Genomic DNA, 16,324 nt, shown 5'->3' with positions numbered 1-16,324 from the left:
CCTTATGAAAGTAACATTAAGAAAACGCAAGAAAGGAAACAAAATCAGTTTGTATTTAGATTACTATGCCAATGGTAAGCGAGAATATGAATATTTAAAATTGTACCTCAAACCTGACCCAGAAAAAGGTTCACTTACTAAGGCAGAGAAAGACCAAAATAAAACGATACTACAATTAGCTGAAAGTATCAGAGCCAAAAGGCACTTAGAAATTCAGAATAATATTTATGATTTTCAAGACAAAGAGAAACTAAAAGGCAGTTTCTTATTATACTTTGATGCACTCACAGAAAAGAGAAAAGCCAGTTTAGGTAATTATGGCAATTGGGATAGTGTTGGTAAGCATCTAAGAAAATACAGTCCAAGAGATATTTCATTTGATAGAGTAAATCGTGATTGGGTACAAGGCTTTAAAGATTATTTAGACAATGAAGCTAAAACCAAAAGTGAAAACGAATTATCTCAAAATTCCAAATACTCCTACTTCAACAAACTAAAGGCAGCATTAAAACAAGCGGTTAGAGATGGTATTTTAAAATACAATCCTGCGGAGCAAGTCCAGGGATTTAAACAAGGCGAACCACAAAGAGAGTTTTTAACCTTAGAAGAAGTACAAGCATTAGTAAAAGCAGATTGCGAAAGCAAGCAGCTAAAAACTGCGTTTTTATTCGCTTGCCTTACTGGTTTAAGATGGTCAGATATAAATAAGTTAGTTTGGTCAGAGGTGCAACATTCTGATGAAATGGGCTACTATATACGTTTCAGACAACAAAAAACCAAAGGAGCGGAAACCCTACCAATATCCGAGCAAGCTCGTAATATGTTAGGAGAAGAAAAGGAAAAAACAGCGCGTGTTTTCAAAGGCTTAAAATATAGTGCTTGGCACAATGTTAAATTAGCTCAATGGGTGCTTCGTGCAGGTATTACTAAAAATATCACGTTCCATTGTGCAAGACACACCTATGCGACCCTACAACTTACAATGGGTACAGATATTTATACCGTATCAAAGCTATTAGGACATAGAGAATTAAAAACCACTCAGATATATGCCAAAGTAATAGATAACAAGAAGAAAGAAGCAGCTAATAAAATTCAACTCGATTTATAATATGGAACTAACTATTTTTAAAAGCATCATTTATGGCGACCTAAAACCTTGGGCAAGTGATGCAGTCAATGAAAAGTTTTACAGACAAAATTTGTCTGCAAAATTTATACAGCCAAAGCAGACTATAAACGAGTATTACAAGGCGTTAAAGGAAATCCAAAAAAACAAGCCTAATCTATTCAAAGAAGATGGTTTGGAAATCTACCTACTGCAAGCAGATACCGATATTAATCACGATATTCTGTATCCATTGGTTGAAACCCAGTTAGCTGAACCCACCACAGCAACACAAAGGTTTTATCATTATTTGCTTTTAAATGAAGCTACAAGACTATCAGACAGAGTTTTTAAATGTGTAAATAAGGACATTGGAGAAATTCAGAAAAAAGAGATAGTTCAAAATGTAGTGAAATCTTGCAAAGACTTATTATTAAGAATAGGAACAGACCAAGACAGTTTTAAGCAAACCGACTTGACAGCTTTTGTTATTCCGCAACTCATTGCTAATGTAATTCGTTTTCTAAAGGAAACCGAAAAATTATATCCTCAATTCCTTTCGGAATTACCGTCAAAAAAAAATGAGCTTTACGGAGAACTACTTCAACAACCTATTTCAGATATAGAGATTGACAAAACAACTCCTGAATTTCAAACAGTAAACAATATCCTTTTAGGTGTTGATGATTATAAGTTCGAAAAAGACAAACGTTTCTCATTTGGATTTACTGGAAATACAACAAAGCTAAAATCGGTACTCTCTTTACTCAATCGTGATATTGAATTATTGAATGAAGATAAAACCACAGTAGAGCAATTAGTAAGTGTATTAACAAGTAAAGATTTAAAGATTGGTGCTCCTCAAATTCATTTAGGTTGTGAGACAACACAATTCAGTTACATAGTTTCAAAAATGGAGCAACACTTTAGCAATTTCAATCCTACAACTATTGAACAATCAAACCTCTTTTATTCTAAAAAAGGAACGGATTTGAAACGTAATAATTTGTATAAAAACAAGAACAACTACCCTAAAGAACAAGGCACTATTGATGACATTCTCAGACAACTGTAAATAAAAACAGTAAGATGAGTAAGATATATTAGTAAGACGTTACCTTCTTGCTGATTACTAGCTTGTTACGATATAAGTTTGCAATAGAATTTATTGTAAAACTTTTAAAAATCGTAACACAATGAGTAACGAAAATTTAATTTTAGAAAAGCTCAACAGACTTGAGCAAAAGATAGAGGAACAAAACCTCTTAAAGAAAGAAGTACTAAACTTCAATGATGCCTGTAGCTATTTAGATATAAGTGCTTCGCATCTGTACAAACTTACCAGTCAGAAATCCGTTCCGCATTTCTGCCCACAAGGTAAAAAACTCTATTTCAATCGTACCGAGTTAGACGAATGGTTACAGCGTAACCGTCAATCTTCTACGGACGAAATCGAAAAAGCAGCAGCCAATTATCTAATTCAAAACAAACGCAGTTAGATATGGGCTTTTATCATCCTTTAGACGAAAAGTTAGAACAGATAGACGATAGACTATCAGAACTAACGCTTATGCTTAAAGACAAGCAAAGAAGCAATCCTGACCAAGTGTTTTTCGACACCCAAGAGTTTCTACAGATAATGAATGTAAGTAAGCGTACCGCTCAATATTGGCGAGATAGCGGACTCATAGGCTATTGCCAAATTGGGTACAAAATCTACTACCGCTTATCAGACATACTCGAATTGCTAGACAAAAATTTTAAAGCACCTATCAATGGAAAATAATCACATAAATACTTCTAAAATGGCATCATCAACTATATATAAAAATTTCAATCAACCCATAGAAAATAAAGCCTTACTACTTATAGTAAAGGACGTTATTGAGGGTAAATATAAAGAACCTATTGAAGCTATCCGTATGGCTATTGGAATGGGTAAACCAGAACGAGCAGACCAATTCAAAAAAGAATTAGTTGCCTTTACACCGTCAGCAACTTTTGAAGGCGGTCGTAAAATGGAATACTTTAAAATGTACAGCGGGTTTGTACACTTAGATTTTGATAAGTTAGAACCAGACGAGCTTCAAGAAGCAAAACAGAAAATACAATCCATTCCTTTCACTTTTGCTTGTTTCACAAGCCCAAGCGGTAATGGCCTAAAAGTTTTTATTGAAGTAGATTCTACTATGGAACAGCATAAAAACACTTATGCACAAGTGCAAGCGTTTTATGAAAAAGAAGTTGGTATTGAGGCAGACCCAAAATGCAAAGACATTACAAGGTTGTGTTTTGTGTCTTATGACCCTGATGGGTATAAGAACATACAAAACCAAAAGTTCAAGGTAAAAACCGAAACGGTTTTACAGCCTATCACACCAACAGCATCAAAAACAGTAGTAACCCAAAATCTTAGCAATAATGAAAACAGTAATAGTTCAGAAATCTTTACCGAGTGTATCACATTCACCGAAAACAAAGAAAGCTATGCAGACGGCAACCGAAACAATTTCATATATCAATTGGCTTGTAATTGCAACAGGAGAGGAATCGTGTATGATGATACTTTGCATCTTATTCTAAATACTTACGACCTAAACAAAGATGAAATAAAAGCATCCGTAAAATCAGCGTATGATAACAACGCTATGCAATTTGCGAGCTATCCAAGTCATAAGCAAATAGCACAACCAAATGAGATAGTAAGTGATGAAGATTACCTAAAAAACACACCAACTTTTGACGAGCAATTATTTGATAATCTACCAGAAGTTTTAAGAAAAGGTACAATGGCATTTACAGACCCAAGAGAACGAGATGTTTTCTTTACAGGTGCATTGTCTATTCTTAGCGGTTGTTTACCAAATGTATCAGGTGTATATGCTCAACAGACTGTATTTCCTAATCTGTTTTCGTTTATCATAGCTCCAGCAGCAAGCGGAAAAGGTGCTTTAAAATTCGCTAAAATATTGGCAGACCCATATCAAGAAAGTGTATTGGAACAAAGCAATCAAGATAAGTCCATTTATGAAGCCGAATTAGCTCAATACAAGGTAGAACAAAGAAACCGAAAGAAAGACGATACAGAAACTCCAGAAGAGCCTGTAAAACCACCTTTTAAAGTGGTATTCATTCCTGCCAATACATCTTATGCAGCCATTTTACAACACATACAACAAAATGAAGGTAAAGGAATTATTTGCGAAACAGAAGCTGATAGTATGGGAGCAGTTTTTAAGCAAGATTGGGGCGGATATTCTGATATGCTCAGAAAAGCGTTTCATTCTGAAACTATTTCTGTTTCAAGAAAAACAGACAATGAATATGTTATTATCAAGGAGCCTAAAATATCAGTTGCTTTATCTGGTACGCCTGGTCAAGTAGCCAATATTATTGCATCTGCAGAAGATGGTTTATTCAGTCGTTTTTTATTCTACACGTTTAAGGTAGAGCAACTTTGGAAAGATGTATCGCCTTTCGGCAATACCTTAAATTTAAATGACCATTTTGAAACCTTATCGCAGAATGTATTAGAAATGATTCACTTCTTAGAAGCAAATCCAACGCAAATACACTTATCTAAAGAACAATGGCAAACGGTTAATTATACAGGGCAACAATGGTTAACAGAAGTAACCACCTTTACAGCAGAAGAAGCTGGTAGCGTAGTAAAACGATTAGGCTTAATTCTGTATCGTATTTGTATGATATTATCCACGCTTCGCAAATTTGATAATGGCGATTGTACCGAAAATGTTACGTGTACGGATGAAGATTTTGAAATGGCGTTAATGATTGCAAATGTTTATCTCGAACACAGTTTGTTAATGTACAATAACCTACCAAAGAAAGAAGAAACAGGAGTTTTTAAAGGTGCTAACAATAAAAAGCAATTCTTTGAAGCCTTACCGCAAAACTTCAAACGTGAAGAAGCCATCATCATAGGCAAGAAATACCAACTAAAAGACCGTTCTATTGATAATTTGCTCAAATCCTTGTTAGGTTCACATCTCTCGCAACCCAGTTACGGATACTATCAGAAGATTACATCTTCTTTATAGTTTGCAACCTTTGCACTTTTTGAAATTCTTCTTGTGGTTTTTGTTCTTGTTTGTTTTGAATTTGTCTATATTTGACAAATGCGTTAGCATTCGTGAACTCCTAATTACGAGTTAATTAATGTTGCGTGAACAAATGTATTTAATACAAACAAATAAGCAATGAATAAATTCGGAGACTTAATACGGTCTAAAAGAGAAGAACAAGAAATGCTACTCAGGCACTTATCTGCCGAGTTAGACATTGATACCGCAATGCTTAGTAAAATAGAAAGAGGAGAAAAAACCGCTAAACGTGAACATATAGAACCATTAGCAAAACTTTTCAAACTTGACTATAACGAACTGTTTTCATTATGGTTAGCAGACCAAGTATTTCAATTGGTAGAAAATGAAGAACAGGCATTGCAAGCCTTAAATATTGCAGAAAAGGAACTCGTAAAACTTAAAAAATAACCAAGTGAGCGAATTAGTACCCAACAACAATAATTTTATTCTGTACACCGCTCCTAATGGAGAGGTAAAAGTTCAGGCTATTTTGAATGATGAAACCATTTGGTTGACTCAAAAAGCTATGGCAGAACTTTTTTCAGTAGGTGTTCCGGCTATAAGTAAGCATTTAAGTAACATTTTTGAAAGTGGCGAATTAGAAGAAAATTCAGTTATTTCCATTTTGGAAACAACTGCATCTGATGGCAAAAACTACAAGACCAAATATTACAATTTAGATGCCATTATTTCTGTGGGTTACAGGGTAAATTCTACCAAAGCAACCCAGTTTCGTATATGGGCTACAAAAACCTTAAAAGAATACATTATTAAAGGCTTTGTAATGGATGATGACCGTTTAAAACAAGGTACATCCGCTTTTGGTAAAGATTATTTCAAAGAGCTATTAGAGCGTGTTCGTTCCATACGTGCAAGCGAGCGTAGAATATACCAACAAATTACAGACATATTTGCTGAATGTAGTATAGATTACGACCCAAAATCAGACATTACCAAGAATTTTTACGCTACCGTACAAAACAAATTTCATTTTGCCATTACAGGTAAAACAGCAGCCGAAATTATCTACCTAAAGGCAAATAGTAAAACTGATAATATGGGTTTAACCACTTGGAAAAATGCTCCAGAGGGTAGAATTTTAAAACAAGACACCAAAGTAGCCAAGAACTACCTGCAAGAAAAAGAAATAAAACAATTAGAGCGTACCGTATCGGGGTATTTCGATTATATAGAAAACCTTATAGAACGTAGAAATACCTTTACTATGGAGCAGTTAGCTTTAAGCGTTAATAAGTTTTTAGCTTTCAACGAATACAAAGTGTTAGACGGTTTAGGCAAAAAATCTAAGAAACAGGCAGAAAATAAAGCCTTTTCAGAATATGATAAGTTTAACAAAACACAAAAAATAGAATCCGATTTTGATAAAATGGTGAAAGGGTTAAAGAAAGGGAAGAAATAATGAAAAGTACGTATAAAATCAATCACCAAACTCTAAATACTCAAAACAGTATTAAAAAACTTGTTGTCAAGAGGTTTAAACGTATTTCAATGTTAATAAGTATCACAATTTTGTTAAAAAGTTTGGTGAAATCATACGTTTATACGTATCTTTGCGGTAACAGTACCCATTCTGCTTCCCGTAAGAACAGCAAGTGGGTCTTCTTTTTTTTAGACCATTCCATAACACATAATACACCTCCTTTGCCTCTCTTTGATGCACACTTGGGAGGTCTTTTCTTTTTTTCTAAGCCTGTTTCATTAACTCAAAACACATTGCGTTAATGCCAAAACCAGCTAAAACCATACAAGAACAAATACAGTTGCTACAAGATAGAGATATGCTCTTTCATAATGTTGCAGATGCCCCACACTTTTTAGGCAATATTAGTTATTACCGCTTAAAAGGCTATTGGTGGGAAATGCAAATAGATAAAATAAATCACAAATTCGCTCCTAATAGTTACTTTGAAGATGTCATAGACTTTTACAACTTCGATAGGCATTTTAGATTAATCATATTCAATGCCATAGAGCGTATAGAAGTTGCATTGCGTACTAAGCTGATGTATCATATGTCTTTAAAATATGGTCCACATTGGCATTACGACCCAAAATTATTTCAAAACGCATACCATCACAATAAATTTATAGCAAAATTAGAAAAAGATGTCACAGATAGTAGCGAAGAATTTATCGTAAAACATTTTGAAAATCACCCAAAAGATACGCCTGAATGTTGGAAGTCTTTAGAGGTAATCACATTGGGTACTTTATCTAAATTATATAGAAATGTAAACCACCAATTGCCTGAAAAATCTACAATAGCCAATGAGTTTGGTTTAAATAATCAAAAGTATTTAGCCAGTTGGTTGTTAAGTGTTACCTACATAAGAAACATTGTTGCCCATCATAGTAGATTATGGAACAGGGTAATTATAAATAAGTACGATTGGCCTAAAAGTACAAAATATCCACTTTTAAGCTATGTACCAAATCAACATCAACGCAGAAAAATATTTCCATTGGTTTCTGCCATATTATATATGAATAACATAATAAGTCCAGGGCATCATTTAAAAGAAGAATTGTTTGATTTATTTCAAGAGTTCCCAAATACACCTTTGTATAAAATGGGGTTCCCTAAAAATTGGCAAAACGAACCATTATGGAAATAATAATAAAATAAAAAGACAGCTATATATAACTATGCAAACATCCGATACCTCAGAAAAAGGCTTAGAAACTATCATAGAAAAACATTTGATAGAAAATAATGGCTACCGTCAAAGTTATAGTGCAGATTACGACAGAGACCTTTGCATTAATAAAAAATTGCTCTTCGAGTTTATTAAGGAAACACAACCTCTTGCTTACGATACCATTCTAAAAAGAGGAGAAGAAAAGTTTGTTAAAAGATTGACAGACCAAATTCGTCAAAAAGGAATTATTGAGATTTTGCGTAACGGTATTAAAGATTTAGACCTTAGAGTACAACTCTACTATAAAAAACCAACATCACATTTAAACCAAACTGCACAAAAACAATATAAAGCAAATATCTTTTCAGTTACTCGTCAGTTATATTACAGTTTAGCCAATAGTAATTCATTAGATATGGTAGTCTCTATAAACGGATTACCAGTAAGTACTTTAGAATTAAAGAATCAATGGACAGGACAAAATGTAAAAAATGCCATTCGTCAATATCAAAACGATAGAGACCCAAAAGAAGCCCTATTTACATTTGGCAGATGTATGGTACACTTTGCAGTAGATGCAGACTTAGTGTATATGACAACCCATTTGAGTGGTACTAAAACATTCTTTTTACCATTCAATAAAGGAAATGATGATGGTGCTGGAAATCCATTAAACCCAAATGGACTAAAAACAGATTACCTCTGGAAAGACATATTAACCAAAGAAAGTTTTAGTAATATCATTGAAAACTATGCCCAAATAGTTGAGGAAAAAGATGAAGATACAGGCAAAATAAAACGCAAGTTAATTTTCCCAAGATACCACCAATTAAGAGCGGTTAAAACCATTTTAGGCCACGCTAAAGAAAACGGAGTAGGTCAAAAATACTTGATACAACATTCAGCAGGTTCAGGTAAATCAAATTCCATTACTTGGTTAGCTCATCAATTAGTAAGTCTGCATAATACAGAATATACAGAAGCTGTCTTTGATAGTGTCATAGTAGTTACCGATAGACGAGTTTTAGACAAACAAATTAGAGATAACATCAAGCAATTTGCTCAGGTAAATAGTGTTGTTGAAGCCATAGACAAAGGAAGTCGTCAACTCAAACAAGCTTTAGAAGATGGTAAGAAGATAATCGTAACCACCGTTCAAAAGTTCCCTTTCATCATAGATGAAATAGGAACTCTACAAGCTAAAAAGTTCGCCATACTTATTGATGAAGCACATAGTAGTCAAAGTGGAGAAACAGCCAGTAAAATGAACTGGGTATTATCTGAAAAAGAAACGCCTTACGGAGAAGAACAAGAGCCTCCAACATCTGAAGATGTTATCAATGAATTGATTGAAAACCGTAAAATGCTTAAAAACGGGAGTTATTTTGCTTTTACCGCAACACCTAAAAACAAAACTTTAGAAACCTTTGGTACACAAACAGCAGAAGGAAAATTTAAGGCATTTGATACCTATACAATGAAACAGGCTATTGAGGAAGAATTTATCCTTGATGTCCTTAAAAATTATACAACGTACCAATCTTACTACAAATTAGATAAAGCGGTAGAAGATAATCCAGAGTTTGAAACACGTCAAGCAAATAAGAAGTTAAGGGCGTATGTAGAAAGTCATCCGTTTTCTATTATGGAAAAATCTAAAGTAATGTTAGACCATTTTCATACAGATATTAGAAAGCAGATAAACGGTCAGGCAAAGGCTATGGTAGTTTGTAAAAGCATTAATAATGCAATTAAATACTTCCAGGCATTTAAAGAATACTTGAAGGAAATCAATTCGCCTTACAAAGCTATTGTTGCATTTTCAGGCACAAAAGAATTAGATGGTGAAGATGTAGATGAAGCGAAATTAAACGGTTTCCCAAGTAATGACATTCCAAATGAGTTTAAGAAAAAGGAGTACCGTTTCTTAATTGTAGCTAATAAATTTCAAACTGGTTTCGACCAACCTCTTTTACATACAATGTATGTAGATAAAAAATTGGCAGATGTTCAAGCAGTACAGACTTTATCTAGATTAAACAGAGCTTACAAACCGTATAAAGAAGATACGTTTGTAATGGATTTTTTCAACTCAACAGAAGATATTAAAAAAGCATTTGAACCCTTCTATACCACTACTATTTTAAGTGAAGAAACAGATGCTAATAAGCTAAACGACTTACAAGATGCTTTAGACAATGCACAAGTCTATGCACAGGACGATATTGTAAACTTTACGGAACTATATTTTAAAGAAGCAGACCGTCAAGAATTAGACCCAATTATCGATAAATGTGTAGCTGCGTTTAAATCTGAACTTGATGAAGATGCACAAATAGATTTTTATGTAAAAGCAAAATCATTCTTTAGAACTTATGCCTTTCTTTCTAAAATACTTTCATTCAGCAATGTCTATTGGGAACGTCTGTATTGGTTTTTAAAATTTTTAATACCTAAGATAAAGCCAGAAGAAATTGAAGATTTAGCCAAAGGTATTTTAGAAGCTATAGACTTAGATAGTTACCGTTTAACAAAAACCACACAAGAAAACATCAAATTAAAAGGAGATGAAGAATTAGACCCAACGCCACCTGTAATGAAAGGTAAAAAAGGAGAACTTGGTTTTGAAGAATTAGAAGCGATTATCAATGAATTTAATACAAGATTTGGTATAGATAATTGGTCTGATGATGATAAAGTAAAAAACTTCTTGTTTGAGCAATTACCAGCAGACTTTGCACGTGATGAAGTTACCGTTAATGCAGTTAAGAACAGCGATAAGCAAAACGCTAAAATAACTTCGGATAAAAAAGTGGAAGACTTAATGCAAGATGTGATTTTTCAATACACAGACTTATATAAAAAATTCACAGACGACCCAGACTTCAAACGTCAATATTTAGACTTTGTTTTTGATAAAATATGGAAGCAACAAAATGATAATCAACAGCAATTATAAGTGAAAAACCTTACAATAAATATCATCCCATTCAAACACCCTTCTATTCAGAAGGAGTTTGGATTTTATACTGAGAAAAAAGAAGGTTATTTCCCTATACACAGAACCGAGCTTCCCAATGAGTTATGGGATAACCAAAAAGAAGAAGTTGTAAGGCATAAATACTACTACACCAATTTTAAAGATACAGAAGATTGTATACTCAAAACCAAAGTAGATTTATACAGCAGTACAAAGTTTGCAAAGCACCTTTATACACGTTTGGTATATCATTATTTCATTGATATTGCAGATGCAATACAATTCAATTATGTAGGCGATATAGAAGTGTGGTTATTAGACGCTAAAGCATCAACAACCAAATACAACAGCTATAACAAATACACCCTAAAAATTGAATTTTCAGGCTTAACTAAAAGTCCTGCATTGCTTTTATCTTATGATAGCACTTCTAAAGTTGCTACCACAAGTATTGATGAAATCAACATTCCTACGGAATATTTCAAAACAGTAGTTTACAACAAAGAAATACAGCGTTTTAAATACCTTACAGAAGATGCTAAACAGCATTTAGGCCAAGTATATCCATTACTCAATATACCACTTAAAAACCATTTAGAAATACCGCATACAGTACCAAGAAAAGGCAATAGATACAAACCTTACTTTAATTATATAACCACTTTTTACAACAACTATCTAAATACAGATGAATTTAGAGCCATACTTCCATTAGATGAAAATGGCTTTTTTGATATTCCAGAAGATGAAGTATTGCAAACACATTATCACTCAAACAATTTAAGGTTTTATGATGGCGTAGGTATAGACCCAAAAGTAGGAATGAAAAATCCTGGTCCTTATAAAGCAAGTCCACACGATAATGTAAGGTTCTTTTTTATATACCATAAACCTGATAGAAAAGATTATGTAATTCCTTTGTACAATTATTTTGAGAAAGGTTATAAATCTTACTTCCCACCGCTAAAAAAACATATTCGTCAGCCATTTTATATGGATAACGATACCAGTTTAGCTTTTGACAGTCCAGATACTGCAATCAAAGAAATCAAACATCATCTAATCAATTTAGAGAAACAACCAAATACAAGGTATGTAGCGGTTTACGTAAGCCCTATTCATAAAGAGGATGAAGATAACAAACACTTGTATTATCAAGTCAAAGAAGAACTTTTAAAACACGAAATAACCTCACAAGTCATTTATAAAGAGAGTATCAATAACGCCTATTTTGGTGCATTCTTAGAGAATATCACACCTGCATTATTGGCTAAAATAGACGGTATTCCTTGGCGTTTAGATAGAGAACTCAAACAAGAATTGATTGTGGGCGTAGGTGCTTTTAAATCTATGGAAACCAATACTCGTTTTGTAGGTAGTGCATTTTGTTTTAATAACAAGGGAGAGTTTAAAGGCTTTGATTGTTTTAGAGATAATGAATTTGACTTAATAGCTGGAGCAATAGGAAAACAGATTTTAAAATTTGTTGTGGATAATGATAACAAAGCAGAAAGGCTAATCATTCACTACTATAAACCAATAAGCAAAGATGAAATAGACCCAATTCAAAAGACTTTAAGTCGATTAAAATTAGATATTCCAATAGTCATAGTAACCATCAACAAAACAGAATCAAGCGACTATGTAGCGTTTGATACCAATGATGATGCCTTAATGCCTTTAAGTGGTACAATCATAGAAATTGCACATCTAAAATATTTGTTATTCAACAATGCTAAGTATAGCGAAAATGATAAAGTCAGAGATTATCCATTCCCTGTAAAACTAAGTCTATATTGTACCAAGAAAGACTATTTTGAGGATATAGCAATTGTAAAAGAGTTGATAGACCAAGTATATCAATTCAGCAGAATGTATTGGAAATCCGTAAAACAACAAAACTTACCAGTAACCATAAAATACCCAGAAATGGTAGCTCAAATATTCCCTCATTTTGAAGGCGATAAACTACCTGACTTCGGTAAAAATAACCTTTGGTTTTTATAAATGAAAAATACACAATCTATAGCAGTCCTTCCTTTCGTCAATATGAGCAGTGATATTGATAACGATTATTTTTGTGATGGTATTACAGAAGAAATAATCAATGCATTAACAAAGGTTAATGGCTTAAAAGTTATAGCAAGAACTTCTTCTTTTGCTTTTAAAGGAAAGGATATTGATATTAGAGAAATTGGTAAGCAATTAAGTGTAAACACAATTCTTGAAGGGAGTATAAAAAAAGCACAAGATAAGGTTAGAATAACAGCACAGTTAATAGATGTTGTGGATGGAATACATTATTGGTCCAAAAAATACGATAGAGAACTGATTAACATTTTTGAATTAGAAGACGAAATTAGTTTAGCGATTGCAGAAGAGGTCAGAAACAATTTTGGGCATTTTGAAGTACAAGATCACCTCATTAAACAACCCACAAGCAATATTGAGGCTTACCAATTGTTTTTAAAAGGACGTTCATTACAATTAAAATGGACACCCGAAAGCATAAAAGAGGCTATTACATTTTACAACCAAGCCATTGCGCTCGATAAGAATTATGCAAAAGCTTACTATGCCAATTTGCAATGTTATGGCTTATTGGCAATGTGGGGCTATATGCCCTATCAAGAAGCGATGGATTTAGCAATAAGTAATTTGCTAATTGCTAAGGAAATAGATACCTCTTTACCAGAATATCCATTATCTTTTGTAGGTAAGTTTTTCTGGGAAGAATGGGATTTTAAAAATGCTTACCTACATATAAATAAAGTATTAGAGATAAACCCAAATCACATAGATGGTTTAGAAGCGATGGCAGAATTATGTATTGCTCTCGGTATTTTTGATGTTGCTTTACAATATGCCAACAAATTATTAGAGGTAGATCCGCTTTCGGCTAACAATCATTACACCTTAGCTCATATTTACTACTATCAACGTCAATTTGATAGAGCACTAAAAACAATAGACTACGCGTTAACGTTGAACCCTCAACTAGAATTGGCACATCATTTAAAATGTTTTTGTTTGATATGGTTGAATGACATTGAGCAGTTTAACTTGTTTATTCAGAATACCTCATTAATTGAAGAAAAAAACCTATTGTTTAACCTCATTAATAAAAAGGATTCGGAAATAATAAATGATGATATTTCAAAATGGTCAAAAGGAGACAATGAATTAACAATGTTAGTTCCTTACGATATATTTATTTTATGTAATTCAAACCATAAAGAAATTGGTTTTTCTCGCTTAAAAGAAATGGTTAATCATAGACGAGGTCAAGTCATCAACTTTAGGCAAGAACCTTTTTTGCATCAGCTACATAATCTTAATGGATTTTCTGAACTGCATCAATCAAATTTAGTTTTACAAGATGTTAAACCCCTTCAAATAGAGCAAGAAGAATCACACTCAATTCTTTTGGGTAAACAACAAATAGTTAGTTTAAAAGAAGAACTGCTCTCGTATTTTAAGAAAGACGAACCGTATTTAAATCCGCAATTAACACTAAAAAACGTTGCAGATGTTTTAGGGTTAAATACAAATAAAATGTCCTATTTAATTAACCAAGTGTTTGATGCTAATTTCAATGACTTTGTTAATTCATACCGTTTAAATTATTTTAAAACCATAGCCTTAGATCCTAAAAATTCACACCTCACCATTCTTGGATTAGCTTATGATAGCGGCTTTAATTCTAAAAGTGTGTTTAATACTTATTTCAAAAAAACGGAGGGCATTACCCCTAAGGTTTGGTTAAAAGCCAATTCGTAGCAAATCTTAATCAGTTCGTTTCAAATTATAATTCAGAACGATTGCTTTAGTTATCTGATGAATCTTTGCATCATCTTTTAATTAAAAATCAAAAAACGAACAGTTATGACAACTTTACACAAATTTTTAGTAGCACTTATGGTAACTACCATAATACTTTTTACATCTTGTTCAAAAGATGATGATAACAACACACCACCAAACAATTACACAACGGTTGAAAATTTACTAACTGAAATTGATTTTCAAGGGTATGCCATTGTAACTAAAAACGGAAACGATTTAGTGAGACAAGGATTTGGAATAGCAAACCAAACCACAGCGTTGGCACAAGATTACAATCTCGGTTATCGCATCGGGTCAGTGAGCAAAACATTAACCGCAGCTGGCATTGTCCAATTAAAACGTGATGGCTTAATCAATAGTTTTAATCAAACTTTAGATGAATTTGACCCTGAATTTCCAAACGGTAGTCAAATTAGTATTGCACAATTATTATCGCATCAATCGGGTATTCCAAATTATCAACTTATCGTAGAGGAAGCTCACGAACAAGGAGAAACTTTGGATGAAGAAGATATATATGAAGTAATTAAAGAATTAGTTACTGAAAATGGTCTCGATTTTACACCAGGTTCAAGTAAACAATACAGCAACTCAAACTTTCTTATTGCTGCTTTATTAATTCAAGAAACATCTCAAATGTCTTACCACGACTATATTCAACAAAAAATACTTACACCTTTACAAATGACGGCTACTTATAAGGGCACAAATATAGTAGATGAAAACACACACGCTCAAGGCTATTTAAATGGTAGTGCGAATAGCACCTACCCAATGCCAATCGCTTTTGGTGCAGGCGATTTTAGTAGTTCCCCAAAAGATATGGAAACTTGGGTAAATGCTGTAAAAACAAGTTGGTTTTCAGAGGCTGAAAAGGCCGAAATATTTACTCAAAACGTACCAACTGGTTATACAGATTTTGGCTTGGGTTGGTTTACCACCCAAGAAGGAAATACAACAATGTATTGGCACGGTGGTGATATTAATGGCTATTGGAGTATGATTGGTTTTATTCCGGAATTTGATGCTACAATTGTACTGTTAAGTAATCAACAAGACGATACAGGTACGCAACGTAACACCATTATAGAACAATTATTAACCTATGAATTTAATTAAATAGTAACCTAATAAATTAAAAACTATTAAGATATGAGAAAGTTAGTATCAATAATCGCACTATACACACTATTTGCCAATGTTGGATTTAGTCAAGAAATAACTGAGCCAGCAGTTGAATTTAAAGTAATTACAAGTGTAGAATCTATTGTTTCAAGTGGATTGGGGAGATCACGTTTAATTTCATCAAATGAAGAAAGAGATTATAAGCAATTCACTTCAAGCCAGAATGACAATAACAATACAAGAAACAAGTCTAAAAGAAAAGATATTAGAGTAAAAAACTTTGAAGAAACAAAACTATTGAACTTTTTTAATTTGGGTGGAATTCGATTTCAAAATATAGCGTCTAATGATGCTTTGATTTCTTCTAAATTGTCAACTATGATTTCTGAAGGTTGGGATTTGATGTTTGTTACAAGTGCCGTAGAAAGCGATGCAGGAAAAAATGATGACAACGGTATTTTTATCACGCGATATATTTTTAAAAGAAAGTTACACTAAA

General features: G+C 33.1%; 13 protein-coding genes. All 13 read left to right on the top strand.

Annotation, left to right across the window (positions count from 1 at the left end; translation table 11 throughout):
- The first annotated feature begins 4 nt into the window (after positions 1-4).
- Complete coding sequence (locus FQU21_RS07800; protein ID WP_147677438.1) at positions 5-1,111, top strand: site-specific integrase; 1,107 nt, start codon at positions 5-7, stop codon at positions 1,109-1,111.
- Position 1,112: 1 nt separating this feature from the next.
- Positions 1,113-2,183 carry a DUF6617 family protein gene (locus FQU21_RS07795; RefSeq protein WP_147677437.1) on the top strand — a complete coding sequence of 357 codons (1,071 nt, stop codon included), beginning with the start codon at positions 1,113-1,115 and terminating at the stop codon, positions 2,181-2,183.
- A gap of 121 nt (positions 2,184-2,304) precedes the next feature.
- A complete protein-coding gene (locus FQU21_RS07790; RefSeq protein WP_042292012.1) occupies positions 2,305-2,607 on the top strand; it encodes a helix-turn-helix domain-containing protein in 303 nt (100 codons plus the stop codon).
- 2 nt (positions 2,608-2,609) lie between these two features.
- Positions 2,610-2,894 (top strand): helix-turn-helix domain-containing protein, encoded by a 285-nt coding sequence (locus FQU21_RS07785; protein WP_147677436.1) that lies wholly within the window; start codon positions 2,610-2,612, stop codon positions 2,892-2,894.
- Positions 2,884-5,169 (top strand): DUF3987 domain-containing protein, encoded by a 2,286-nt coding sequence (locus FQU21_RS07780; protein ID WP_147677435.1) that lies wholly within the window; start codon positions 2,884-2,886, stop codon positions 5,167-5,169. Before FQU21_RS07785 ends, FQU21_RS07780 begins: the two co-directional genes overlap by 11 nt.
- A gap of 159 nt (positions 5,170-5,328) precedes the next feature.
- Positions 5,329-5,622 carry a helix-turn-helix domain-containing protein gene (locus FQU21_RS07775; RefSeq protein ID WP_147677434.1) on the top strand — a complete coding sequence of 98 codons (294 nt, stop codon included), beginning with the start codon at positions 5,329-5,331 and terminating at the stop codon, positions 5,620-5,622.
- 4 nt (positions 5,623-5,626) lie between these two features.
- Positions 5,627-6,634, top strand: coding sequence for a virulence RhuM family protein (locus FQU21_RS07770; protein WP_246124792.1), 1,008 nt, complete (start codon positions 5,627-5,629; stop codon positions 6,632-6,634).
- A 322-nt stretch (positions 6,635-6,956) separates the two neighbouring features.
- Positions 6,957-7,850, top strand: a complete 894-nt coding sequence (locus FQU21_RS07765; protein ID WP_147677433.1) for an Abi family protein — start codon at positions 6,957-6,959, stop codon at positions 7,848-7,850.
- A gap of 31 nt (positions 7,851-7,881) precedes the next feature.
- Positions 7,882-10,833, top strand: a complete 2,952-nt coding sequence (locus FQU21_RS07760) for a type I restriction endonuclease subunit R (RefSeq protein ID WP_147677432.1) — start codon at positions 7,882-7,884, stop codon at positions 10,831-10,833.
- The gene (locus FQU21_RS07755) at positions 10,834-12,861 is read left to right on the top strand and encodes a Piwi domain-containing protein (RefSeq protein ID WP_147677431.1); all 2,028 of its coding nucleotides are present in this window, start codon (positions 10,834-10,836) and stop codon (positions 12,859-12,861) included.
- Positions 12,862-14,634: a helix-turn-helix domain-containing protein gene (locus FQU21_RS07750; RefSeq protein WP_147677430.1), complete on the top strand. Its 1,773-nt coding sequence runs from the start codon at positions 12,862-12,864 to the stop codon at positions 14,632-14,634.
- Between the two features lie 105 nt (positions 14,635-14,739).
- The gene (locus tag FQU21_RS07745) at positions 14,740-15,819 is read left to right on the top strand and encodes a serine hydrolase domain-containing protein (protein ID WP_147677429.1); all 1,080 of its coding nucleotides are present in this window, start codon (positions 14,740-14,742) and stop codon (positions 15,817-15,819) included.
- A 33-nt stretch (positions 15,820-15,852) separates the two neighbouring features.
- Positions 15,853-16,323 carry a hypothetical protein gene (locus FQU21_RS07740; protein WP_147677428.1) on the top strand — a complete coding sequence of 157 codons (471 nt, stop codon included), beginning with the start codon at positions 15,853-15,855 and terminating at the stop codon, positions 16,321-16,323.
- Position 16,324: the final 1 nt, after the last annotated feature.

It is taken from the genome of Algibacter pacificus (assembly GCF_008033385.1).
Taxonomy (GTDB): domain Bacteria; phylum Bacteroidota; class Bacteroidia; order Flavobacteriales; family Flavobacteriaceae; genus Algibacter; species Algibacter pacificus.
This window is presented reverse-complemented; position numbering and strand designations above follow the sequence as displayed.